We start from the raw sequence: 23,680 nt of genomic DNA, 5'->3' as shown, positions 1-23,680 counted from the left end.
AAAAAGAGCGCCTAATGGCGCTCTTTGTCTCTCTCATTTAGTATTTATGCTTCAAAGCCCATAAGTGTAATAATTCATTGGCAATGGTCGCTGCGGCAATCGCCGTTAATTCACTTTGGTCATAGGATGGCGACACTTCAACCACATCCATACCGACCATATTAATGCCTTTCAATGCACGAAGTACTTTGAGTACTTTATCGCTGGTTAAGCCACCACATACTGGGGTGCCTGTCCCTGGAGCGAATGCTGGATCAAGGCAGTCAATATCAAAGGTTAGATACACTGGTAAGTCACCCACACGTGCTTTGATTTGCTCTGCGATATCTTGCGCTGGCAAATCATTGGCTGCCATTGCATCAATCACCGCAAACTCATGCTTATTCTGATCAAAATCAGTACGAATACCAATTTGAATACTGTGATCAACATCAATAAGCCCTTCCATCGGCGCATGATAAAACATGGTGCCGTGATCATAACGCGAACCATTGCTGTAAGTATCTGTGTGGGCATCAAAATGCACTAATGCCATTTTACCGTGTTGCTTAGCATGGGCACGCAGTAGCGGCAAAGTCACAAAGTGGTCGCCACCTAAACCTAATAATGTTTTACCTTGGCGAAGAATTTGCTCAGCCGCTAACTCTAACTGCGCGGTAAAATATTCTGGGTCGCCTACTGGGTAAGTAAAATCACCCGCATCAGCTAATTTTAAACGCTCAAACAACGGAAACGTCCACGGGTACTTGGTTTCTTCCCATGCCAGGTGCACTGAGGCACGACGAATTGCGTCAGGGCCTAAACGTGCACCTGGGCGACCTGAGGTCGCCAAATCAAATGGTAGACCTAACACCACTACATCGGCATCGATTGCAGTGATGTTTTGCACCATCGGCTGACGTAAAAACGTCATGCCGTTTGAGTACAATGAATGATCTGTGTGGTCAAACAATGTCGACATTGCTTATAACTCTTCTAAATAAGTGTAACCATTTAAGCCAGTTTGCAGCTCATCTAAAACGCTTTGCTGCTCAGTTTCTGGCAATTTAGCTGCCACCAGCTGGGCGTAAGATTGCTGGAAGCTTTCTACATCTAAATGTACGTAACGCATCATGTCTGCAACGGTATCACCTTCGTTAACTTCAGTGATTTGCGCCTGACCTCGCTCATCCATTTTTATAATTGCACTGTGTGTGTCGCCAAATAAGTTGTGCATATCACCTAAAATCTCCTGATAAGCACCCACTAAGAAAAAGCCCATTAAGTAAGGTTTTTCTTCGCTAAATGCTGGCACAGGCAATGTACTTTCAATACCTTGACCGTCTACATAATGCTCCATAGCACCATCTGAGTCGCAGGTAATATCAAGTAACACAGCGCGTTTTTGTGGTGCTTCTGTTAAACCACTTAATGGTAAAACCGGAAACACTTGGTCAATACCCCACGCATCCGGTAATGACTGGAACAATGAAAAGTTCACAAAAAACTTATCTGCTAAACGCGCATTTAATTCATCAATAATCGGGCGATGAAAACGGTTTTTGTTATCCATATGTTTGTTAAGTTCATAACATACACGTAAGTTAACTTGCTCCGCCCATGCTCGCTCTGTTAAATCTAACAAACCAAGTGCAAATTGATTATGTGCTTCGGCTAAATCGCCTTGGCTATCATGATAAATTTCGATTAATGCACGGTCGTCATTGTCATCACTTAACTGTTGCCATGATGTCCACATGTTTTTTAATAAAAGTGGTGCATCAGCGGCTGGCGCTTGAATGTCTTCTGGTACATAGCTTTCGGTGCCGATAACATTCGAGATCAATACAGCATGGTGCGCTGTTAACGCACGACCTGACTCAGAAATAATGCGCGGCATTGGCTGCTCATATAACTTACAGGTATCACCAATGGTGTATACGATGTTATTAGCGTATTCACTTAGGCTGTAGTTCATTGAGTTATGTGACTGGCTACGAGTACCGTCATAATCTACCGCTAAACCGCCACCCACATCTAAGCAATCAATTTGTGCACCTAACTTGCGTAACTCACAGTAAAAACGCGCAGCTTCACTCACACCTAAGCGAACATCGCGGATGTTTGCCATTTGCGAGCCAAGGTGAAAGTGTACAAGTTGGATCAGATCGAGTTGATCAGACGCTTTTAAGCGATTAACCACACTGAGTACTTGCGATGCCGACAAACCAAATTTTGATTTTTCGCCACCACTTGCTTGCCACTTGCCCTTACCTTGCGACGCTAAACGCACGCGAATACCAATACGCGGCTTTACGTTTAACTCTTTAGCTTGGCTAAGCACCATGTCTAGCTCAGACAGTTTTTCAAGAACAATGTAAACCTTGTGACCTAGCTTTTCACCAATCAGTGCTAAACGAATGTACTCTTGGTCTTTGTAGCCATTACACACAATGACAGCACTGGTTTTTTCGGCCATCGCTAATACAGTTAATAGCTCAGGTTTACTGCCCGCTTCTAAGCCCAATTGTTTCTTTTCAATATCAGCTTGGCTTGCAACAATTTCTTCAACAACTTCACGCTGTTGGTTTACTTTAATTGGGTAAACAAGCAAATAGTCTTTCGGGTAACCATAATTTTCAATCGCCGTGTTAAATGCCTGACATAAGCTATGTACACGATGATGTAAAATTTGTGGAAAACGAACCAACGCAGGCAAGCTTAAGCCTTTATCTTGTAACTGCTGTGCGATATCGATTAGTGCAATGGTTTGCTCTGGGGCATGGGCCTTTGGCGCAACATACACATCACCTTGATCATTAATACCAAAGAAACCTTGGCTCCAATGACGAACATTGTAACTCGTGCGAGCTTGTTCTAGTGATGTTGTCTCTTTCATCTATCTTTCTCTTTTATTTTAGTAGTGCCGAATTCGGCAAGGGTTGTTGCCGCGCATTAAAAGAAAAATAGTGATTCAAGTCCAACAAGAATTTTTACTCGTAACGAGTGATTTTTGATGTGAAAAACTAATCGATAAACTCCCAATATTATTAGGGTTTAATTTGGTTGTTAGATTTTAAAATTCCTTTAGATGGACAGGCACTCAATATGGCAAATGAGCAATTATAAAGGACAGTCACTGTAAATGCATTTCAGAGGACAGGCACTACTTTTGTGATGCCATCAGCTTTTGAAGAGTTTGACCCTAGTTGCCTCCACGCTTCATATTGCTCATTTTCATGCCACGTAATACCTATGTACTCTTGCCAATTCTCGAAGTCTTTGGTGCGATACTTTTCAACCCCACAGCCACCAGCGCCAAAAGCAGTGCGGCAAATTTTTACAGTCAGATAAGTACCATCAAAATTCAATTGTGATTGTTTATCAGTGCAAACACTTAGAGGACGAGTGGGAAATATGAGAATTACTTTTGTTTTTATGGTGCCATCATGATTGAAGACACCTGTGAGGGAATGACATGAGTTTAAGTAGAACCTGTGGGCACCAATAGTAAGGTCTGGTAGCTTATTTTGAGTAAAATTATATAGCTTCGGTTTCTCACCGCAAGCAGCCACCAGTGAAACCATAGTAAAGCACATGATTTTTAAGGAGTATTTATAAATTAAGGTGACCTCACTAAAACATGGCTAACACTTAAATTACTGGTTTAGCCCTAACTCCATAAATAAACTTTGTGGATTTTCACTGTAGTTACCAAACGGACCACAACGATTGAAACCTAAGTTTTCGTATAGGCTAATAGATTCTGTTTGCTTAGGACCTGTTTCTAATCGAATTAGTGGAATTTGCTGCTCACCAGCGTGATGCAATAATATTTGCATAATTCGACGTGATAAACCTTTACCACGGTAACTTGGTTTTACATATAACCGGCGGATTTCACCATATGGAGGGTTACCTTCTTGCATCACGATTGCGCCACATGCAACGATACCATCTTCATTTTTTAAGCCTATAGCATAAACATTAGGCTCAGCTAACTCTTCAAGACTTAGAGATTGGGCGGTAGCAACAGGGTATAATGAGTTTATGAGTCGGTCTATATCAGAAAACACGTTAACTACTTCAGGATCATGTGGATTTAAATCGACTAACTGCATAAAACTCCCATTTTTATATGTCGGTTTTGTTAATGATGTTAACAATAATATCGGATATTAGTCTGATCCTCTACTCTTGTTTTCAATATTCATTTTTATAGGTACTGTTCAGACCGCCATACTATCGCTTAGTTCAACGGTATGTAACTGAAAAAACGCCCAGTTGATAAAAATTAAAGTCCAACCTACACCACCCTATTTAGGATTAATGCTTTCTGCTGACAAATTTTAACAAGACAGTCACTTAAAAATAAAAGCCTTAGAGTTGAAATGAAATTCATCTTAGTTTCAGTTGAAAATGACTTCGCAGAACCACTTATTTAGAAAGTACTGATTTATTCTTAAATTTTGGGACCTATTTCAATATGTATGAGAACCTCTAGACATACTAAAGCGGTGAACTTAAATCCTCCTTACAAAAATCACATAGAAATTAGCTAGCAAACAATAATCGACTATTAGTACAGTTACTTCGTCGCCTGCGAGCAGTTTTACTACAATAATTTTCAATTGCACCTACTCGACCTACAGCTCCATGAAATAAGTTTTCAAAGTGGGTTGTTAGTGTTAACCATTTTTCCGGTTCGAAATTCAGCCTTTCAAGAATAGGAGGTAAATGATGTTCTATAAATCCGGGCTTATTAGTACAAATACAACGCCCAGTTTGCTCTACCAGTAGCAGGTATGACTTTAACTCAAAAGGTATTCCCTTTGATTTATACTTACTCATACCACCAATAAAACGAGCTAGTACCTTAGGTTGCTTTGACTCCTTCGTGCTCTGGCATCGCTTTTTAAAACTGGTATAGTCCGATTGCTCCGGCGTGCTCGCAGCTTTAGCACGAACAGGGTTTAAGTCAACATAGGCCATACATGCTAAAAGCGCCGACTCATCAAGTAATGCTTGGCTCTTAAATCGCCCTTCCCAAAAGTGACCTGTACACTCGTCTTCTTTATTCGCACGCCTGGCTATATATTCATTAAGCATTCGCATAAACCAACTAATGCTCGAAAGGCGCGTCCTATATTCTGCAACTTCTTTATTTAAGAATACTTTCTGACCATCACTTAGCGGCTCACCATAGAGAAACTTTTGGCCTAAAGGGGTCATTTTACTGAGCTTAAACCAGCGTAAAAGAATGGCTTTATCCGATAACCTATTTGCTTTTTTATCATCAACATAAAGAACAAGATGCGTATGATTGCTCATCACCGCATAAGCACATACATCAATACAAAATACCTTCGCAAGAAAAAGTAGGCGCTCTTCAACCCATCCTCTGCGGTGTTCATATGATTTACCAGTGAGTACGTCTTCTCCACAAAGGTATGCGCGTCTGACGCAACGAGATACACAATGATAAAATTTGGTGTTCGACAAACAGATTTGCCGCTTCCTTGCTAAAGCTATCGTCCACTCCTTGAACTGATAATTTGAAATGCATTAGCTGTAACTAAAGTGTAGACAAAAACTTTTGTACTGCAAGAGCACTTAAATTTAGTGACTGTCCATTTAAATTTATTCCTTTTGAATACAGCTAAGGCCTAGGCTTAAAGTGACTGTCCACGTAAAGAGTTAAACACTTTGTTACGGAAAAAAGCTGTTCAAATATCGTTAAATCCATATACTGCAAACAACAAGAAAAAAGATGAGGTTTTCTCGTGCAGTTCACTCAAGGTATGGAATACTTCTTTTCTGGCTTTAAGTTAATTAGCCAAAAGGGGTTGAAACGTTTTGTACTTATTCCTTTATTAATCAATATCCTGCTTTTTGGTAGTTCGCTGTTCTTTTTATATGGCTGGCTTACCGATGGCTTCGCTTACATAAACTCGTTGTTACCCGAATGGCTTAGCTGGCTCGAATGGCTAATGTGGCCGATTGCCGTACTGGTGATTTTATTTAGTTACAGCATGCTCTTCACGGTTATCACTAATTTTATAGCAGCCCCATTCAACGGCCTACTCAGTGAAAAAGTCGAGCTTTACTTAACTGGGCAAAAAATTAATGACGACAGCCTTTTCGATACAATGAAAGATGTGCCACGTATGCTCGGCCGAGAATGGACAAAACTGTGCTATTACCTACCGCGCGCCATAGGCTTTTTTATTTTATTATGGATTTTACCTGTGATCGGGCAAGTTTTATGGGTGCTATTCACCTGTTGGATGTATGCGGTGCAATACGAAGACTACGCGTTCGATAACCATAAAATTAGCTTTAATGAAATGAAAGACGACTTAAAGCAAAAGCAAACACTTTCTTATGGTTTTGGTTTAGCTGTCATGATTTTAACAGCTATCCCATTCGTAAACCTAATTGTTATGCCCGTTGCTGTTTGCGGTGGCACACGATTATGGGTCGATAATTACCGTAGTAAATACCGTTAAAATTTAGGTTTTCAGATACCTACTAAAAAGGCCAATAGTGTGAGCTATTGGCCTTTTTAATTTCAAATTAAGGTTAACTATAGAGGCTTTGGGGCACCTTAGTTACATTCAAATGTACGGTGACTTCTTCACGGTCATGATATAAATGTTTGGCTTGTAATTCGTAACTTACGCCATACTTTTCAAGCTCTTCTTTAATCATTTTTAAACACTCGTAAACACTATCAAAACGTTTTTTCATCGGTAGTTTAAGATTAAAAATAAGCTCTTTTGCGTACGCATTCACCGCCCAATCTATCATTAGATTGGTCACTTTAGCCGGCTTTTCTACCATGTCACACACTAACCATTGAATATTGCGCTTTTCAGGGCGGTATTTAAAACCATCAACTCTAAAGTGCTTTACCTGACCAGTTTCCATCAAGTCATCATTCATAGGACCGTTATCGATTGCGCTTACAAACATACCACGTCGCACTAGCTGATAAGTCCAACCACCTGGGCAAGCGCCTAAATCAACCCCTCGCATGCCAGGTTGCATACGCTCTTCAGCTTCATGAGGTGGAATAAATACGTTAAAAGCTTCATCAAGTTTCAATGTTGAGCGGCTCGGCGCATCATTAGGCATACGTAAACGCGGAATGCCCATAAAGAAAGGAGAATTATTAAATGTATATGAGTAGCCAACATAAGCACTGTCGTTTGCTAAAAATAACACATGCATAATTGGTTTTTTCTCAGCAATTTCGCGTGTTACCTTCGAGCGCTTTTCAAGCGACTTTTTCAGTGGCGTCGAAATCTTCTTGCAGAACTTACTCAGCTCTTTACCTTCGTTGGTATCTGGCGTTTCTACGCGTAGGTCACCACATTCAGGAAACTCAGCGGCAGCATCAACAATAGCACTAACGCGGTCGTCAAGTGGCATGTTATCGACTAAAGTGCCAGTAAACCATTGGCGAGCAAATACCATATTCTTGAAATCTACTTTTTTGATGATTTCTTCACCGTGGCTTGCATCAAAACATTCGTAAACAACAATACCTGTATTTGGTTTTGTTTTTACGTAACCTGCAAAGCCTTGTTCAGCAGCTTGAAAAGTAATTTCAGCAGCGGCATCATTTTCAAAACCACTGCGACAATAAATAACTACACTCGACATAGATAACCCTTAAAACTTATATCGTGCTGCCTGAACTAACAAAATAGCCCAACCAATAATAAAACAAACACCGCCAATTGGGGTGATAGGCCCAAGCCACTTCATGCCCGTTAGTGCGAGTAAATACAAACTACCGCTAAATAACACGGTACCTGCGATAAAAAATCCACCAGCCCAGCTTAAGTTCATGCCCCACTTAATTAAGATAGCAATTGCTATCAATGCAAGGCCATGCACCATTTGGTATTCAGCAGCGGTTTTAAAAATTCCAATCGCATACTCAGAAACGCGGCTTTTTAAACCATGAGCAGCAAATGCGCCAAGCATTACCGAAAGCATGCAAAATAAGCTACCAATCATTAAATATAGTTTGATCATTGCGCATCTCCAGCCGCTAAATTCATAATAAACTGCGCTGCATAATCTGCAGCTTGCTGTAAGTTTTCTTGTTCTGTAATGCCACTTTTTTTACGAGGTTTTAATGAGTGGTCACCATCTTTGAGAAATTTAATCTCTGGCGGATTAACCATTTCAAGCTCAGCAAGTTCTTGCTGATTCCCAAACGTATCACGCTCACCTTGCAGGACTAAAAAAGGGCATGGCATATCAACAAAATGCTCTATACGAAGTTTTTCGGGTTTACCCGGTGGGTGAAACGGATAGCCAAAAGCAACCACGCCAGCAATTTGAGCTTGGTTCTGCTCGGTACAGAGCATAGAAGCCATACGCCCCCCCATAGATTTACCCCCAATAAATAGCGGCAATTCTGGCTGGCGCTCGGCTAAAATTTCACTAAAGTAGGCAAGTAACTTAGGAGCACGCTCGGGTGGCCTACGCTTGCCTGTTTCTTTTGCAATTTGCATATACTGAAAATCAAACAAGGCTACATCAATCCCATGCTGACTAATCAAGTTAGCCATTGTTTGCATAAACTCAGAATCACTGCCTGCCCCTGCTCCATGGGCAAATATAAACTGTGCACGGGCTTTGCCCGTTGCACTTTTAAACCACTGTAACATGTTAATACTCTTGTTCTTGTTCAACTAAGCTCAGCATCCAGTCTTTGAAAGAGACTATTTTGCCAAGCTCTGTTTGCGATTCGCGGATCACTAAATAGTACGCATTTTTACTTTCTAATGAGTGACTAAATGGAATGACGAGTCGGCCCGCATCAATATCAGGTTTTGCTAAAACGCTATTACCAATTGCAACCCCCTGACCATGCACCGCGGCTTGCAATACCATCGATGAGTGACTAAAAATCGGCCCTTGGTTAACTTGTACATTACGTACACCTGCCGTTTTCATCCAGGTTTTCCAATTTTTACGTGTCGTATCATGCAATAAGGTATGATTTGCTAAATCACTGGGTTGATTAAGCGGCTTAGGGCCCGTTAACAACAATGGGCTACATAACGGCACTAGGTATTCAGTGTGCAGCTTATATGTCTGCACCCCGCTCCAGTGACCACGGCCGTAGTAGATAGCAATATCAACATCGTCAGAAAGTGAATTTTCATCCTGATCTTGCGCCTTAATTCGCACGTCGATTTCTGGATGTAATTCATTAAATAAACTAAGTCTGGGTACTAACCATTGAATCGCAAAGCTTGGCGTTAAACTTACCGTTAATGAACCTTTCGCACCTCGGGCAAGTAGTTTTTCTGTGGCATCGATCAGCTGGGTAAAAATTTCTTTAATATCTAAAAAGTAGCCTTGCCCTTCTTCGGTTAACAGCAAAGAACGATTCTTACGTAAAAACAGCTTTAAACCTAAATGCTCTTCAAGGGTTTTAATTTGGTGGCTCACCGCGGCCTGCGTTACATATAGCTCTTCTGCTGCTTTGGTAAAGCTCAAATGGCGGGCAGCGGCTTCGAATGCTTTTAGTGCATTTAAAGGAGGTAAACGACGAGACATAAACACCAAACTTAGAATTAGTTTTTCTTATGCGTCGATTATAGCGATACAAATAAAAAAAGGCGACCATGGTCGCCTTTTTCATACTTAAATACTTATAAATCGCTTGCGCTGGTATCGAGTGGTGCAAAGCTTTTAACTAAGTCATCAACCGCTTTCATTTGCGATAAATAACCTTCTAGCTTGCTTAGTGCTAGTGCACATGGACCATCACATTTCGCTTCATTCGGATTAGGATGCGCTTCAATGAATAAACCCGCAATACCTAATGCCATACCACTGCGAGCAAGTTCAGCAGCTTGCGCACGGCGACCATCCGCAGAGTCAGCTCGGCCACCTGGGCGTTGTAATGCGTGTGTTGCATCAAAGATTACCGGCGCCATAGGCTTCATGTCATCCATACCAAGCATATCAACCACAAGGTTGTTATAACCAAAACTAGTACCACGCTCACACAGTGCAACATTGTTGTTGCCCGCTTCATTAAACTTCTTAATGATATGACGCATTTCGTGTGGTGCTAAAAACTGTGGTTTTTTCACGTTGATGATGGCACCCGTTTTTGCCATGGCTACAACTAAGTCAGTTTGACGAGCAAGAAATGCCGGTAATTGAATTACATCAACCACTTCAGCTACAGGAGCAGCTTGATGCGGCTCATGTACGTCGGTGATAAGTGGCACATTAAAAGTAGATTTAATTTCTTCAAAGATTTTTAAACCTTCTTCCATGCCCGGGCCACGGTATGAGTTAATTGAAGAGCGATTAGCTTTATCAAATGACGCTTTAAAAACGTATGGAATGTTTAGCTTTGATGTTACTTCTACGTAATGCTCCGCAATACGCATCGCTAAATCACGTGATTCAAGTACGTTCATACCGCCAAACAATACAAATGGTTTGTCGTTGGCTAGTTCAATCTCGTTAATTTTAATTAACTGGTTGTTCATTTCTATTCCTTAAGGTGCAACAGCTTGTAGCATTAATCCACAAATATAAGCCATATAGGTACCAACACCATAGCCCAAAACAGCCAGTAATACACCTACTGGCGCAAGAGACGGATGGAAAGCTGATGCAACGACAGGTGCTGATGCTGCACCGCCTACATTTGCTTGAGAGCCTACTGCCATATAAAACAGCGGTGCTTTAATTAATTTCGCGACGATTAACATTAAGCTTGCATGGGTAATCATCCAAATCACACCCAGTACAAAGTACATTGGCGAGTCAAAAATCGCGGTAATATTCATGTGTAAGCCAATTGAAGCAACAAGAATATATAAAAAGCTTGATGCTACTTTTGAAGCGCCAAAAGCTTCAATATGGCGAACTTTAGTAAACGATAAACTAATACCAATTGTGGTCGAGATAACGATCAACCAAAAGAATTTACTGTTTAAACTGTACTCTTGTGCCCATGGGAAGTTAGCCCCAAAAAACGGACCTAAAAAGTCAGCACAAAAATGCGCAAGGCCTGTAATACCAAAGGCAATTGCGATAATCGTCATGTAATCATTTAGAGTTGGCATGCGCGCATGCTCAGCATGATACTTTTCTACGCGCTCTTTTAAATCTTCAATTGCACGCGTATCTGCGCCTGTTTTAGCATCAATCGCCTTATGGTTTGCTGCCATTAATAACAGTACGGCCATCCATAAGTTAGCCACAATCACATCAACAGTCACCATTGCAGAGAAGATATCGCCGCCTACTTCAAACATTTCTTTCATTGAAGCTTGGTTTGCGCCGCCACCAATCCAGCTACCGGCGATGGTTGTCATACCACGCCAAACAGCATCAGGGCCATGACCACCCACAGCTTCTGGATAAACGGCACTCATAACTAAGATAGCCAGTGGGCCACCTATAACAATACCCATGGTGCCTGTTAAAAACATGATCAACGCTTTTGGCCCAAGGTTTAAGATCGCTTTTAAATCAATACTAATGGTAAGCAATATCAAGCAAGCTGGCAGTAAATAGCGCGACGCCACAAAATATACATTTGAAGAATCACCATCAACAATCCCAAAGGTATTGAGTAATGATGGTAAAAAGTAGCAAAGCAATAATGCCGGTACATATTTATAAAATTTTTGGCAGGCAGCATTATTACTGTGCGAGGTTTTAAAAATAAACCCCAAAATAACGGCAAGCAAACCAAGTACGACTGCGTCATTGGTAATTAGCGCACTGTGGGCGTCAGTCATAAATGTTCCTTTAAATTAGTGGTGTGTATTATTGTTGTCTTCTATTTCAGCAATTTGATGCTGAATAACATCGATAGCAGGATCATCTGGGCACTCATTAACAAAGTACTGCAAATCATCACGTGCCATTTTTGGGCAATCTAGCTGATTAAGTAAATAGCCGCGGTCACGACGCTCATACGGGTCATCACCAAGTAATTCCATCAGCATTTCCACACAATGCAAAGCATGGCCAAATTTACTTTCGCTGATAAACGACCATTTTTGTTGGGCTAGATACAGCTTATACAGCTCTTCTTCAAAAATCAGTTCAAGCGGTTCTTGCTCATCGCCATTTTCTTCACAGGCATTCTCTGGTGTTATATACCAGCTCTGCTGACCTGTGCTTGGCTCAATTAAATAACCTTCTTCATCACTCATCCCAACGTGAACATGCACGTCTCCCTGACTAAGCGTGACTGTGGCGTCTAGTTCAGCATGCTGTAATAAATGACAAAGTAAAATTGCCAGCGTGGTTTGTGTGCCACTGCGCATGGTAATGGTGTAGCTAAAGCTATTTAACGTATACTCAGGCACTTTTAAGCTTGATGAGCTAAACAGCCATTGCTGATAAAAGGTATCAAGTAACTTATCGAGACGCTCATGTGGCTCTTTTAATTCAGCGCAAAGAGCTGTTACCGTATTTTCAAGCTCATTAAGGGTGTCATAACAGGCTGTTAAATCAGCTTGTTGATCCCACTTTAATTCTGCGTCGATACAACGATAAAGCACTTTAGAAGAAAATGCGTCAAAGGCCTCATCTTGATAGGATTCATTTTGATCTTCAAACCAAGGGGTGGTCATTTATACTGCTACATCTCTTTCAAAAACGAACAGCTAGTTTACCTACTTTTGCCCTAAGTTACCAATACTGAGCGATGAGATATAAAAAAGCGGTACGACAGCCAATGCCATCAAATACCGCCTAGAGATTTGTTATAAAAGAAGTGCTGTTTTTGCAGATGCTAAATAGCCAATTGCTAATAAAATAAGCGTGGTTATAGCAAGTAATACAACCTTCGCGCCTTGTGCACTTTGCTTAGCTGCAACAATGCCCAGCGCAATATAAGCAACCACTAAGATTATCTTTTCTAATAACCAAGATTGTTCAAGTGGGTTAAAACCTGCCATTACAATCAATGCCACGGCAGAAACAAGTAATAATGTGTCGATACTGTGGCTGCCAATAAAAACTACTTTATTTTTTGCCAGAGCGCCCGTCTTTAAGCGTGAAAAAGAACGAACGTAAAATAAGATAATACTCAACACGGCAAATAACATGTGAGTATGTTTTACTGCTAAATAATCCATATGCCCCTAATTTTATTTTAATTAATCTGGATAACGTACAAGTACGTCTTCAATTTCTTTAACACGCTGATTAAACACTTCGATTAGCTTAGGATCAAATTGTTTACCCTGTTGCGCATTAATTTCTTTAACTACATCGTCAAGTGACCACGGCTCTTTGTAGCAACGCTTATGGCGCAGTGCATCAAACACATCAGCTAAGGCCACAATGCGACCAGCAATTGGAATATCTTCACCTTTTAAACCTTTCGGATAGCCTGAACCATCCCAACGCTCATGGTGCGATAACGCAATAATCGCCCCTGTATTAACAATGTCACGATTTGAGTCTTTTAAAATTAAATGACCTTTTTCAGCATGCTGTTGCATGATGGCCCACTCTTCGTCGGTTAGAGGCCCAGGCTTATTTAAGATAGCATCAGGAATACCCACTTTACCCACATCATGCAATGGTGCTGCTAAGCGAATAAGCTCTGCTTCGCGTTTTGATAGACCATAGCCCATGGCAAGTTCATAACAAATGTGCGACACACGTTTTACATGGTTACCTGTTTCTGTTGAACGTTGCTCTAAAGCTTCACTGAGCCTAAATACTAACTCTTGCTGTGTTGCTTCAATTTCAGATTGTAGCTGCACATTTTCATACGCCAGCTGTACATTTTGCGAGAAAATTTCAATCAAATGGCGCTGAGTGTCGGTTAAATGTTTCGGGATACCGGATATAAATAGCATCGAGTTGTGATTACATTCACTACAACAATAAGCAAATAAATAGTTTTCACGGTAGACGATGGTTTTTTCACTCAAGGCTTGCTGACAGGCTTGTAACTGCTCCTCATCAAGCACTTCTTCAATCGCCTTGCCTTCACTGCGTTCAAACTCACCTCGCCCTGAAAACACGACTAGCTTCTTTTGGTTATCTTGCGGGTTACTGGCAACTAAACTTGTTGCATACATAGCTTGATCAACAGTACCTAGCAATGAGGTAAGTTGCTGCATCACCCCTTCAATAAAGCTTTCAAGAGAATGAGTCGAAAAAATATCTCGCGATGCTTTAATAATTTTTTCGAGGCCTTGGCGAGATTGCTCAATCGATAAAATGTCACGGTAAGAACGTAAGCTCGACATCACCACAGTGAATAGTTTTTGTGCTGTTAGTTCAGTCTTTGATTTGTAGTCATTGATATCGTAATTAACGATAACTTGGCGCTCTGGCGCTTGCCCAGGCTGGCCTGTACGAAGAATGATACGAATGTGATTATTTTTAGCGGTTTCGCGAATAAACTTAGCGACTTTGAGGCCTGCATCGTCGGTTTCCATAACCACATCGAGTAGTACGATAGCAGCATCTGGATGCTGTTGAATTACCTGCTTGGCTTCTTCACCCGAATAGGCGCTGATAAACTCTAAACGTTTATCTTGAAATTCAAAGTCACTCAACGCAAGCTTTGTTACGGCATGTACTTCTGGCTCGTCATCTACGACGATGACTTTCCAACTACCCTGAACCACCTCATTTACTTCATCAAGTGCTTCATCCGAAAACAAAAAATCATCCATTCTATGGGATCCTCAAAGGCTATGTACGCACAGTGCACTTCATTGTTATTTAGGCCATTGTGCTAACGTTACACGGTCATTACCGCCAAGATCTTTAATTGTAAGTATATGGCTATACGACATTTGTGCAAAAAATTCTTGTACCTTCACACTTTGTTTGTAGCCATGTTCAATTAAAAGATAGCCATTTGTTGCTAAATAGTCACGTGCGATAGTAATAATTTGTTTAATATCAGCCATACCGTCGTCATCTGCAACTAATGCAGAGAGCGGTTCAAAGCGAACATCACCTTGGCTTAAATGCTCATCATCATGTTCAATATACGGAGGATTGCTAACAATTAGGTCAAACTTTTGTGTACTTACTGCACTAAACCAATTGCTCAACGCAAAAGTAGCGTTGTTAATATTGAGTCGTTGTTTGTTCTCTTGGGCAAGCTCAACTGCATCAGCCACTCTATCAACCCCTGTCACCTGCCAATTAGGCATTTCACTAGCTAATGCCAAGGCAATTGCCCCTGTGCCAGTGCCTAAATCAAGCACGTTTGCAGCAGTAGGAAGCTCAAGGCCTAAAGCATATTCAACTAATGTTTCGGTATCAGGTCTTGGGATCAGAGTTGTTGGATTAACCTTTAAAGGAAGACTCCAAAATTCACGGAAACCAACAATGTGAGCAACTGGTTCACCATTTAAACGACGCTGACATGCTTGTTCAAAATCACGTTGTTGCTGTTCGGTAAGTTGTTTTTCGGGCCAGGTAAATAAGTAGCTACGAGGTTTATCAAGAATGGACAATAACAGGACTTGTGCGTCTAACTTAGCACTGTCGCTGCTAGGCGTTAACAACGCCGTTGCAGCAACAATTGCTTGTTCAATGCTTTGTGGCACGATTATTCATCGCCCATCGCAGCAAGTAAGTCAGCTTGGTGTTCTTGCATTAGAGGTTCGATAACACTTCCTAAATCACCGGCAACCACTTCATTCAAACGATAAAGTGTTAAGTTAATACGGTGATCGGTAATACGACCTTGCGGGTAGTTATAAGTACGAATACGCTCAGAGCGGTCACCACTACCTACTAAGTTACGACGTTCTGACGCTTCAGCCGCTTGACGCTTTTCATCTTCAGCCTGTTGTAAACGTGCACCTAGTACAGACATCGCTTTGGCACGGTTTTTATGCTGTGAACGCTCATCCTGACACTCTACAACCACACCCGTTGGAATGTGTGTAATACGGATTGCTGAGTCAGTTTTATTTACGTGCTGACCACCGGCACCTGATGCACGGAAGGTATCGACTTTAATATCTGCAGGGTTAATCTCAATTGCTTCCGCTTCAGGAATTTCTGCCATAACTGCTACAGTACAAGCTGAGGTATGAACACGACCTTGCGACTCTGTCTCTGGTACACGTTGTACGCGGTGCGCACCTGATTCAAACTTAAGCTGACCATACACGCCTTCGCCAGAGATATGCGCAATAACTTCTTTATAACCGCCGTGCTCACCTTCGTTAGTACTTACTACCTCTACTTTCCACTTTTTAGTTTCAGCGTAGCGGCTGTACATACGGAATAAGTCACCTGCGAAGATAGCAGCTTCATCACCACCGGTACCGGCACGAACCTCTAAATAAACGTTATTATTGTCTTTAGGGTCTTTTGGTAACATTAGAATTTGGATTTCATCTTCTAATGCAATAATTTGTGCTTTTGCTTCTTTGTATTCTTCTTGCGCCATTTCACGCATATCAGGATCAGAGTCTTTTAACATTTCTTCTGCTGTAGCAACATCATCTTGCGCTTGTTGGTAAGCTAAAAATGCTTTTACGATTTCTTCTAATTCTGAGTATTCTTTAGATAAGGCACGAAAGCGATTTTGGTCGCTGATCACAGAGGGGTCGCTTAGTAGCGCTTGCACTTCCTCATAACGCTCAACTAAGGTTTCTAATTTTCTATAAACAGACTCTTTCATTTAACGACTATTCCTGATCAATACCTAACATTTTCTTTAATTGGCTTAACTCCGCTGCTTCACCTTTTTTAGCAGCATCTTGAATGGCACGGGTAGGTGCGTGCATCAAGCGGTTGGTCAGTTTGTTTGCCAACTCGAGTATTACTTTTTCTGCCTCTTTACCTGCTTGTAGCTGGCCAAGAGCTTTTTCGACAAGTTCTGACTTTATATCTTGTACATCGTTGCGATAATGGCGAATAAGATCCACCGAATCGAGTGAACGCAACCACATAGCAAATTCATCGGTACGTGAGCGAATAATAGCTTGCGCTTGCTCCGCAGCCTGCTCACGGGCGGCGATATTCTCGCTTACTATGGCTTGTAAGTCATCAACTGAATACAAATAGGCAGCATCTAATTCGCCTACTTGGCTTTCGATATCACGCGGTACCGCAATATCGATAAATAACATTGGTTTATGGCGGCGCTTTTTCAACGCCTGCTCTACCACCCCTTTACCAATAATAGGCAAGGTACTAGCGGTTGAACTAATAACAATATCGGCGTCGTGTAAACGCTCAGGTAACTGGGCAAGTGCAATCACATCCGCGTTAACCTCACTGGCTAAGGTTTTAGCGCGTTCAATAGTACGGTTTGCCACCGTTATTTTTTGCGGATCGTTTTGATATAAGTGCTTAGCAACTAGTTCAATCGTTTCACCTGCACCAATTAGCAGTACATTAGTTTTATCTAGTTTGCCGTAAATATGTTTCGCAAGATTAACCGCGGCATAGGCAACAGATACGGCGCTAGCACCAATATCAGTTTCGGTACGGACTTGTTTTGCCACTGAAAATGTTTTTTGAAACAAACGGTCAAAGGTTACACCAATGGCATCGTGAGTTTTTGCATTATGGTAGGCTTGTTTTATTTGCCCTAAAATTTGCGGCTCACCGAGTACTAACGAATCTAGACCACAAGACACCCGCATTAAGTGATTAATTGCTTCGTGATCTTCATGGTAATAGATATTATTGCTCAGTTCTTGTTCATCCAAACCATGGAAACTGGCTAACCAGCGCAACAAGGTTTGGGAATTACGCTCGGCAAGGCTACAATAGATTTCAGTTCGGTTGCAGGTCGAAACAATAACCGCTTCATTAAAATGCGCATGACCACTTAATTGCTGTAACGCCTCAGACATTTGCTCAGGCGAAAACGCGACTTTTTCGCGTAATTCTACGGATGCGGTTTTGTGATTTATACCAAGTGCTACGATGGTCATATGTACCAAATATTGCTAAGCCCAGCTGTAAAGGCATTAATTTTACCAAAAATCAGCGGAATATGGAAAGTAAGGAACGACATTTGATTAAACAATATTTGATTTTATTCATGTTTTTTTTATTTATCGGCGGTTGTGCGCAAAAAATTTCAACAGTTGATTACATTTATCCTGACTGGAAAAGCCGATTAGAACAACAAGCTCAATGGCAAGTGCAAGGCAAAATGGCATTTATTAGTACAGAGCAGCGCCAGTCAGCCAATTTAAATTGGCAACATGATGAGCAATACAGTGACATGGTACTTACCAGTTTTATTGGTACCCGTATTCTATCTTTAAAGCAAAATGCACAAGGTGCTGAGCTTGAGTATGACGACAATGTATATACCGACCGTGATGCCTCAATGTTGTTATATCGTTTAACCGGTTTTTCAATCCCATTGGATAATGCCGCAAAGTGGCTAAAAGGCACCGTCGAAAACGACCAAGCCAGCTATGATGAGCAAGGCCGTTTAAAAAGTCTTATCTGGCAAGCTCACAATGGTCAACAGTGGCAAATTAGCTATTCAGATTACATCAAACAAGATGGTTATTGGCTTCCTGTTAAGCTAAGCCTTAAAAACAATAAAATTCGTATTAAAATTCAACTTAATGATTGGCAGTTAAATTAATCATGACACACGCTTCAACCGCCCCGCTAACTTTAATAGCACCTGCAAAACTTAATTTATTCCTTCATATAAATGGTCGCCGTGCAGATGGCTACCATGAACTCGAAACCTTATTTACCTTTTTAAAGTTTGGTGATGACTTAACTTTTACGGTTAGTAACGAGCCAGATATTTCTGTAACTGGTGATACAAACGGTATTGAGCTTGCAGATAACCTTATATATAAAGCAGCCCGTTTATTACAACAACACTGTATTTGCCAACAAGGCGCTTCAATAAAGCTATTAAAACGTTTGCCAATGGGCGGTGGTGTAGGCGGCGGCTCATCTGATGCCGCCACTACCCTACTTGCTCTTAATAAACTATGGGGCTGTGATTTATCACTTACAGAATTAGCAGAGCTTGGGGTGAAATTAGGCGCTGATGTACCAGTGTTTATAAATGGTCACACTGCCATTGCACATGGGATTGGCGAGCAACTAGAAAATATTGAATTACCGCAAAGTTGGTTCTGTGTGGTGCATCCAGGGCAGCATGTGAGCACCGCAAAAATTTTTACCCACCCAGATTTAAAGCGCGACACACCTAAGCTAAAAGCAGACTGGCAAACAGAAAATTTAGGCAATGATTGTGAGGCTTTAGTTAAAAAGCTCTGCCCCGAGGTTGAAAAAGCCCTGCAGTGGTTGCTAAAATACGCCCCGTCAAAGATGACTGGTACAGGCGCTTGCTGCTTTGCTGAGTTTTCAACCGAGGCACAAGCACAACAAGTTTTAGCTCAATTACCAGAAAAATGGACAGGTTTTGTTGCAAGTAGTGCTACACTTTCTCCTGCTCATACAGCATTAAATGCTCACTTTGAAATGAAGTAACGTACAAGTAAATGTTAACCTGCTTTGGTGCCTACCATAGCCTGTTAGTCCCAAAATTCAGTGCCTGAGGAACCCTACCGTGCCTGACATGAAGCTCTTCGCTGGTAACGCAACACCTGAGCTAGCTCAAAAAGTTGCAAAACGTTTGTATATTGAATTAGGCGATGCTGTTGTTGGCCGTTTTAGTGACGGTGAGATCAGTGTTCAAATTAATGAAAATGTTCGTGGCTCTGACGTTTTCATTGTCCAATCAACCTGTAACCCTACTAACGATAACTTAATGGAGCTTATCGTTATGGTTGATGCCCTACGTCGTGCGTCTGCTGGACGTATTACTGCCGTTATCCCTTACTTTGGTTATTCACGTCAAGACCGCCGCGTGCGTTCTGCGCGTGTACCAATTACAGCTAAAGTAGTTGCAGATTTCCTTTCAAGTGTTGGTGTTGACCGCGTTCTAACGGTTGATTTACACGCTGAACAAATCCAAGGTTTCTTCGACGTACCAGTTGATAACGTATTTGGTAGCCCAGTTCTACTTGAAGATATGAAAGAACGCGACTTCGATGACGTTGTTGTTGTTTCTCCTGATATCGGTGGTGTTGTTCGAGCTCGTGCAATCGCTAAGCTATTAAACGACACAGACCTTGCTATTATCGACAAGCGTCGTCCACAAGCAAACGTTTCACAAGTAATGCACATTATTGGTGACGTTGAAGGTCGTGACTGTATCATCGTTGATGACATGATCGATACCGGTGGCACTTTATGTAAAGCAGCAGCAGCGCTTAAAGAACACGGTGCAAAACGCGTATTTGCTTACGCTACTCACCCAGTACTTTCTGGTAATGCAGCTGAGAACATTCGTAACTCAGTCATTGACGAAGTTATCGTAACTGACTCAATCACACTATCTGATGAGCTTAAAGCAATTGATAAAATCAAAGTGCTTACACTTGCAGATATGCTTGCTGAAACAATCCGTCGTATCAGCAACGAAGAATCTATTTCAGCGATGTTTGAACACTAATCAACATTACTGCAATACTAAAAAAAGCACCGCTTAGGTGCTTTTTTTGTAGTCGTTATTTATTTTCCCTGAAAGGGGTGGTATGATAGCGCGCCTTTTGGCTGGGGACCTTGGTCGCAAAGGCCCTAAGACTATTAATTATTGGAGACATTATGTCAACTTACACATACAATGCAGAATTACGTACAGAAACAGGTACTGGTGCGAGCCGCCGCCTACGCCGTGAAGATAAAGTTCCTGCAATCCTTTACGGTGCTGACAAAGAAGCTGCATCAATCGTTCTTGCACACAAAGATATGATCAAAGCGCAAGAAGACGAAGGTTTCTACACGCACATCCTTACTTTAAACATCGGTGGCGAGTCAGTTGAAGCTATCCTTAAAGATATTCAACGTCACCCGTACAAGCCTAAGATCACTCACTTAGACTTCCAACGTGTAGATGCTACTCACAAACTTCACACTAAAGTGCCTGTACACTTCATCGGTGAAGATAAAGTAACTAAAGCTGGTAACACTGTTGTTCACCAATTAACTGAAATCGAAATCACGTGTCTTCCTAAAGCACTTCCTGAGTTCGTTGAAGTTAACGTTTCAGACTTAGTAGCTGGTGATTCAATCCACCTTTCTGACCTTAAACTTCCTTCAGGTGTTTCATCTGTTGAGCTAACTAAAGGCGCTGATCACGATCAGTCAGTTGTTACTGTTAAAGCTAACAAAGCAGCTCCAGCTGAAGAAGAAGCTTCAGAAGACGCTGCAGAATAATTTTTAAGGTGTAAACACCTTGAATTCTATTCAAATGCTTGTGGGCCTGGCTAATCCAGGCCCCGAATACGCAAACACACGCCATAATGCAGGTGCTTGGTTCATCGAAGAACTGGCTGCACGTTATAACTGCACACTCAAACATGATCCTAAATATCACGGCCTCACCGGCAAAGTGATTATTCAAGGCCAAGAATTTAAATTACTGATCCCTACAACTTATATGAATTTAAGTGGTAAGGCGGTGAGTAGTCTCGCTAATTTCTTTAAAATCCCTGTTGAGAACATTCTCGTTGCTCATGACGAAATGGACTTAGATCCTGGGATTGCAAAACTTAAAAAAGGTGGCGGCCACGGCGGTCATAATGGTTTAAAAGATATTATTGCGAAAATGGCAAACCAAAAAGATTTCATGCGCCTTCGCATAGGCATTGGTCATCCAGGTCACCGAGAAATGGTAACAGGCTGGGTGCTAGGTAAAGCCGCGAAAGACGATCAAGAAAAAATGGACGCCGCCGTTGACGAAGCAGTTCGTTGTATGGAAATACTTGCAAAAGATGGTGTGTTAAAAGCACAAAACAGACTACATTCATTTAAACCTTAATCCGTTTTAATGAAATTACACAAGGTATCTTACTATGGGTTTTAAATGTGGCATCGTTGGTTTGCCAAACGTTGGTAAATCAACTCTATTTAATGCACTAACTAAAGCGGGTATTGAAGCCGCTAACTTCCCTTTCTGTACCATTGAGCCTAACACGGGTGTGGTACCGGTTCCTGATGCGCGCTTGAATGATTTAGCCGCTATCGTAAATCCTCAGCGTATTTTACCAACGACGATGGAATTCGTTGATATTGCCGGTCTAGTAAAAGGCGCATCGAAAGGTGAAGGTTTAGGTAACCAATTCCTAGCAAACATTCGTGAAACAGATGCGATTGGTCACGTTGTTCGTTGTTTTGAAGACGAAAACATTGTTCACGTTGCTGGCACAATTGACCCTGCTGATGATATCGATGTAATTAACACTGAATTAGTACTTGCTGATATGGACAGTGCTGATAAAGCAATTGTTCGTAATGCTAAAAAAGCAAAAGGCGGCGACAAAGACGCTAAAGAGCAAAATGCTGTTTTAGAAAAAGTAAAAGTACACTTAGATGAAGGTTTAACGTTACGTTCTTTAGAACTAACAAAAGAAGAAAAAGCAGCGATTAAGCCGCTTAACTTCTTAACAATCAAACCTACTATGTATATTGCTAACGTGGCAGAAGATGGGTTTGAAAATAACCCTTACCTAGACAAAGTACGTGAAATTGCCGCTGCAGAAGATGCGGTTGTTATTCCAGTATGTGCAGCGATTGAATCTGAGTTATCTGAACTTGAAGAAGAAGATAAACTAGAATTTATGGCTGACCTAGGTTTAGAAGAACCAGGTCTTAACTTAGTGATCCGTGGTGGTTACGAGTTACTTAAATTACAAACTTACTTCACTGCTGGCGTTAAAGAAGTACGTGCATGGACAATCCCAGTAGGTGCTACTGCACCACAAGCTGCTGGTAAAATCCACACTGACTTTGAGCGTGGCTTTATTCGTGCACAAACTATCGCATTTGACGACTACATTGCGTTTAAAGGCGAAAGCGGTGCTAAAGAAGCGGGTAAGATGCGTCAAGAAGGTAAAGAATACATCGTTAAAGACGGCGATGTGATGAACTTCTTATTTAACGTATAAGCATATTTGCTCATTCGATTATTAAAGGCTCGTTATTACGAGCCTTTTTTATTGCCTAAATATTACTAACCCTTCCCTAAATCATCAAAGCATGGTGGGTAATACTTCTGCAGCCTTACCTCTGCTTGTTCTTTTTAGTGATGTACGGTGTTATTTATGCTTAACAGTGAATCGTCGTCGAAAGCAAATGAGTGATAACAACAGTTAATTAGAGGGGATTTCAAAGCTCGCTAGCAATTTTGCGACCTATTGACTGCTCGATTAGCAAATTGTGGGGATTTTAAAAGTAAAAATAAGCCCCCTAAGTGACAAAATAGCCTATATAAATTCATTCGCTTTCACTTTTTTATGTTTAAATCACCTAAAAGATCACGCTAACTAATTTTGAAACTTGATTTTTGTATGAAAATCAAGCAACTTTAAATGTACGTTTTAAAACTCTTACGATGCGTTTGGGAATTAAACTCATAAATTGCAGTCAAAAAAACAGCAATTTAAATGAAATTTCGCCACTTAGCTTAATTTTAATGCAAACAAACACTGATAAGCATTTTTTTGCAAAAAAGGTGTTGACGGATTTAGGTCATATCAGCATAATACGCCCCGCACTCAGCGATGAAGTGCTAACAAAAAAGATGGCTAAGTAGCTCAGTTGGTTAGAGCACATCACTCATAATGATGGGGTCACAGGT

At 41.3% G+C, this 23,680-nt stretch carries 24 protein-coding genes; 7 read left to right on the top strand and 17 right to left on the bottom strand.

All coding sequences use genetic code 11. The annotated features are described in order from the left end of the window. Positions 1–37 precede the first annotated feature (37 nt). From speB to PASHI_RS15125, 5 genes are all read right to left on the bottom strand, one after another. On the bottom strand, positions 38–961 hold the full coding sequence (speB, locus tag PASHI_RS15145; RefSeq protein ID WP_062566211.1) for an agmatinase: 924 nt from the start codon (positions 959–961) through the stop codon (positions 38–40). 3 nt (positions 962–964) lie between these two features. Further along, positions 965–2,878: a biosynthetic arginine decarboxylase gene (speA, locus tag PASHI_RS15140; RefSeq protein ID WP_062566210.1), complete on the bottom strand. Its 1,914-nt coding sequence runs from the start codon at positions 2,876–2,878 to the stop codon at positions 965–967. Between the two features lie 253 nt (positions 2,879–3,131). Continuing rightward, positions 3,132–3,566, bottom strand: coding sequence for a hypothetical protein (locus PASHI_RS15135; RefSeq protein ID WP_130167054.1), 435 nt, complete (start codon positions 3,564–3,566; stop codon positions 3,132–3,134). Between the two features lie 72 nt (positions 3,567–3,638). Then, positions 3,639–4,100, bottom strand: a complete 462-nt coding sequence (locus PASHI_RS15130; protein ID WP_054561803.1) for a GNAT family N-acetyltransferase — start codon at positions 4,098–4,100, stop codon at positions 3,639–3,641. 433 nt (positions 4,101–4,533) lie between these two features. After that, on the bottom strand, positions 4,534–5,511 hold the full coding sequence (locus PASHI_RS15125; protein ID WP_062566208.1) for a transposase: 978 nt from the start codon (positions 5,509–5,511) through the stop codon (positions 4,534–4,536). A 269-nt stretch (positions 5,512–5,780) separates the two neighbouring features. Between PASHI_RS15125 and cysZ the strand changes: the two genes are divergently transcribed. Continuing rightward, entirely contained in the window at positions 5,781–6,488 is a 708-nt protein-coding gene (gene cysZ / locus PASHI_RS15120) for a sulfate transporter CysZ (RefSeq protein WP_425272500.1), read from the top strand. Between the two features lie 73 nt (positions 6,489–6,561). Here the strand turns inward: cysZ and rlmM are convergent, their stop codons facing one another. The 12 genes from rlmM to hemA all read right to left on the bottom strand — a co-directional run bounded on the left by rlmM (position 6,562) and on the right by hemA (position 17,927). Continuing rightward, positions 6,562–7,647: a 23S rRNA (cytidine(2498)-2'-O)-methyltransferase RlmM gene (rlmM, locus tag PASHI_RS15115; protein ID WP_062566206.1), complete on the bottom strand. Its 1,086-nt coding sequence runs from the start codon at positions 7,645–7,647 to the stop codon at positions 6,562–6,564. Positions 7,648–7,656: 9 nt separating this feature from the next. After that, complete coding sequence (locus PASHI_RS15110; protein ID WP_054551639.1) at positions 7,657–8,025, bottom strand: DUF423 domain-containing protein; 369 nt, start codon at positions 8,023–8,025, stop codon at positions 7,657–7,659. Continuing rightward, positions 8,022–8,666 carry an alpha/beta family hydrolase gene (locus PASHI_RS15105; protein WP_062566205.1) on the bottom strand — a complete coding sequence of 215 codons (645 nt, stop codon included), beginning with the start codon at positions 8,664–8,666 and terminating at the stop codon, positions 8,022–8,024. Before PASHI_RS15105 ends, PASHI_RS15110 begins: the two co-directional genes overlap by 4 nt. 1 nt (position 8,667) lies before the next feature. Then, positions 8,668–9,564: a transcriptional regulator GcvA gene (locus PASHI_RS15100; RefSeq protein WP_054561808.1), complete on the bottom strand. Its 897-nt coding sequence runs from the start codon at positions 9,562–9,564 to the stop codon at positions 8,668–8,670. 95 nt (positions 9,565–9,659) lie between these two features. Further along, positions 9,660–10,514: a 3-deoxy-8-phosphooctulonate synthase gene (gene kdsA, locus PASHI_RS15095; RefSeq protein ID WP_054561809.1), complete on the bottom strand. Its 855-nt coding sequence runs from the start codon at positions 10,512–10,514 to the stop codon at positions 9,660–9,662. A gap of 9 nt (positions 10,515–10,523) precedes the next feature. Further along, complete coding sequence (locus tag PASHI_RS15090; RefSeq protein WP_062566204.1) at positions 10,524–11,777, bottom strand: DUF819 family protein; 1,254 nt, start codon at positions 11,775–11,777, stop codon at positions 10,524–10,526. A gap of 15 nt (positions 11,778–11,792) precedes the next feature. Further along, positions 11,793–12,620: a tetratricopeptide repeat protein gene (locus PASHI_RS15085; RefSeq protein WP_062566203.1), complete on the bottom strand. Its 828-nt coding sequence runs from the start codon at positions 12,618–12,620 to the stop codon at positions 11,793–11,795. Between the two features lie 132 nt (positions 12,621–12,752). Beyond that, positions 12,753–13,127 (bottom strand): SirB2 family protein, encoded by a 375-nt coding sequence (locus PASHI_RS15080; protein ID WP_062566202.1) that lies wholly within the window; start codon positions 13,125–13,127, stop codon positions 12,753–12,755. Between the two features lie 21 nt (positions 13,128–13,148). Further along, entirely contained in the window at positions 13,149–14,687 is a 1,539-nt protein-coding gene (locus PASHI_RS15075) for a response regulator (protein ID WP_062566201.1), read from the bottom strand. 45 nt (positions 14,688–14,732) lie between these two features. Next, positions 14,733–15,575: a peptide chain release factor N(5)-glutamine methyltransferase gene (prmC, locus tag PASHI_RS15070; protein ID WP_062566200.1), complete on the bottom strand. Its 843-nt coding sequence runs from the start codon at positions 15,573–15,575 to the stop codon at positions 14,733–14,735. Positions 15,576–15,577: 2 nt separating this feature from the next. Then, complete coding sequence (prfA, locus tag PASHI_RS15065; protein WP_054551648.1) at positions 15,578–16,663, bottom strand: peptide chain release factor 1; 1,086 nt, start codon at positions 16,661–16,663, stop codon at positions 15,578–15,580. 7 nt (positions 16,664–16,670) lie between these two features. Continuing rightward, complete coding sequence (gene hemA / locus PASHI_RS15060; protein ID WP_054561815.1) at positions 16,671–17,927, bottom strand: glutamyl-tRNA reductase; 1,257 nt, start codon at positions 17,925–17,927, stop codon at positions 16,671–16,673. An 83-nt stretch (positions 17,928–18,010) separates the two neighbouring features. Here hemA and lolB point away from each other — a divergent pair, with 83 nt between their 5' ends. From lolB to ychF, 6 genes are all read left to right on the top strand, one after another. Beyond that, positions 18,011–18,598, top strand: a complete 588-nt coding sequence (lolB, locus tag PASHI_RS15055) for a lipoprotein insertase outer membrane protein LolB (RefSeq protein WP_082710955.1) — start codon at positions 18,011–18,013, stop codon at positions 18,596–18,598. Positions 18,599–18,600: 2 nt separating this feature from the next. Further along, the gene (ispE, locus tag PASHI_RS15050; RefSeq protein WP_062566198.1) at positions 18,601–19,467 is read left to right on the top strand and encodes a 4-(cytidine 5'-diphospho)-2-C-methyl-D-erythritol kinase; all 867 of its coding nucleotides are present in this window, start codon (positions 18,601–18,603) and stop codon (positions 19,465–19,467) included. A gap of 79 nt (positions 19,468–19,546) precedes the next feature. Continuing rightward, entirely contained in the window at positions 19,547–20,494 is a 948-nt protein-coding gene (locus PASHI_RS15045; protein ID WP_054551652.1) for a ribose-phosphate pyrophosphokinase, read from the top strand. Between the two features lie 152 nt (positions 20,495–20,646). Further along, on the top strand, positions 20,647–21,258 hold the full coding sequence (locus tag PASHI_RS15040) for a 50S ribosomal protein L25/general stress protein Ctc (protein WP_062566197.1): 612 nt from the start codon (positions 20,647–20,649) through the stop codon (positions 21,256–21,258). Between the two features lie 19 nt (positions 21,259–21,277). After that, positions 21,278–21,862 carry an aminoacyl-tRNA hydrolase gene (gene pth / locus PASHI_RS15035; RefSeq protein WP_082389177.1) on the top strand — a complete coding sequence of 195 codons (585 nt, stop codon included), beginning with the start codon at positions 21,278–21,280 and terminating at the stop codon, positions 21,860–21,862. Positions 21,863–21,896: 34 nt separating this feature from the next. Next, the gene (gene ychF / locus PASHI_RS15030; RefSeq protein ID WP_054551655.1) at positions 21,897–22,988 is read left to right on the top strand and encodes a redox-regulated ATPase YchF; all 1,092 of its coding nucleotides are present in this window, start codon (positions 21,897–21,899) and stop codon (positions 22,986–22,988) included. Positions 22,989–23,680: the final 692 nt, after the last annotated feature.

Source organism: Pseudoalteromonas shioyasakiensis, assembly GCF_001550135.1.
Lineage (GTDB): Bacteria > Pseudomonadota > Gammaproteobacteria > Enterobacterales > Alteromonadaceae > Pseudoalteromonas > Pseudoalteromonas shioyasakiensis.
This window is presented reverse-complemented; position numbering and strand designations above follow the sequence as displayed.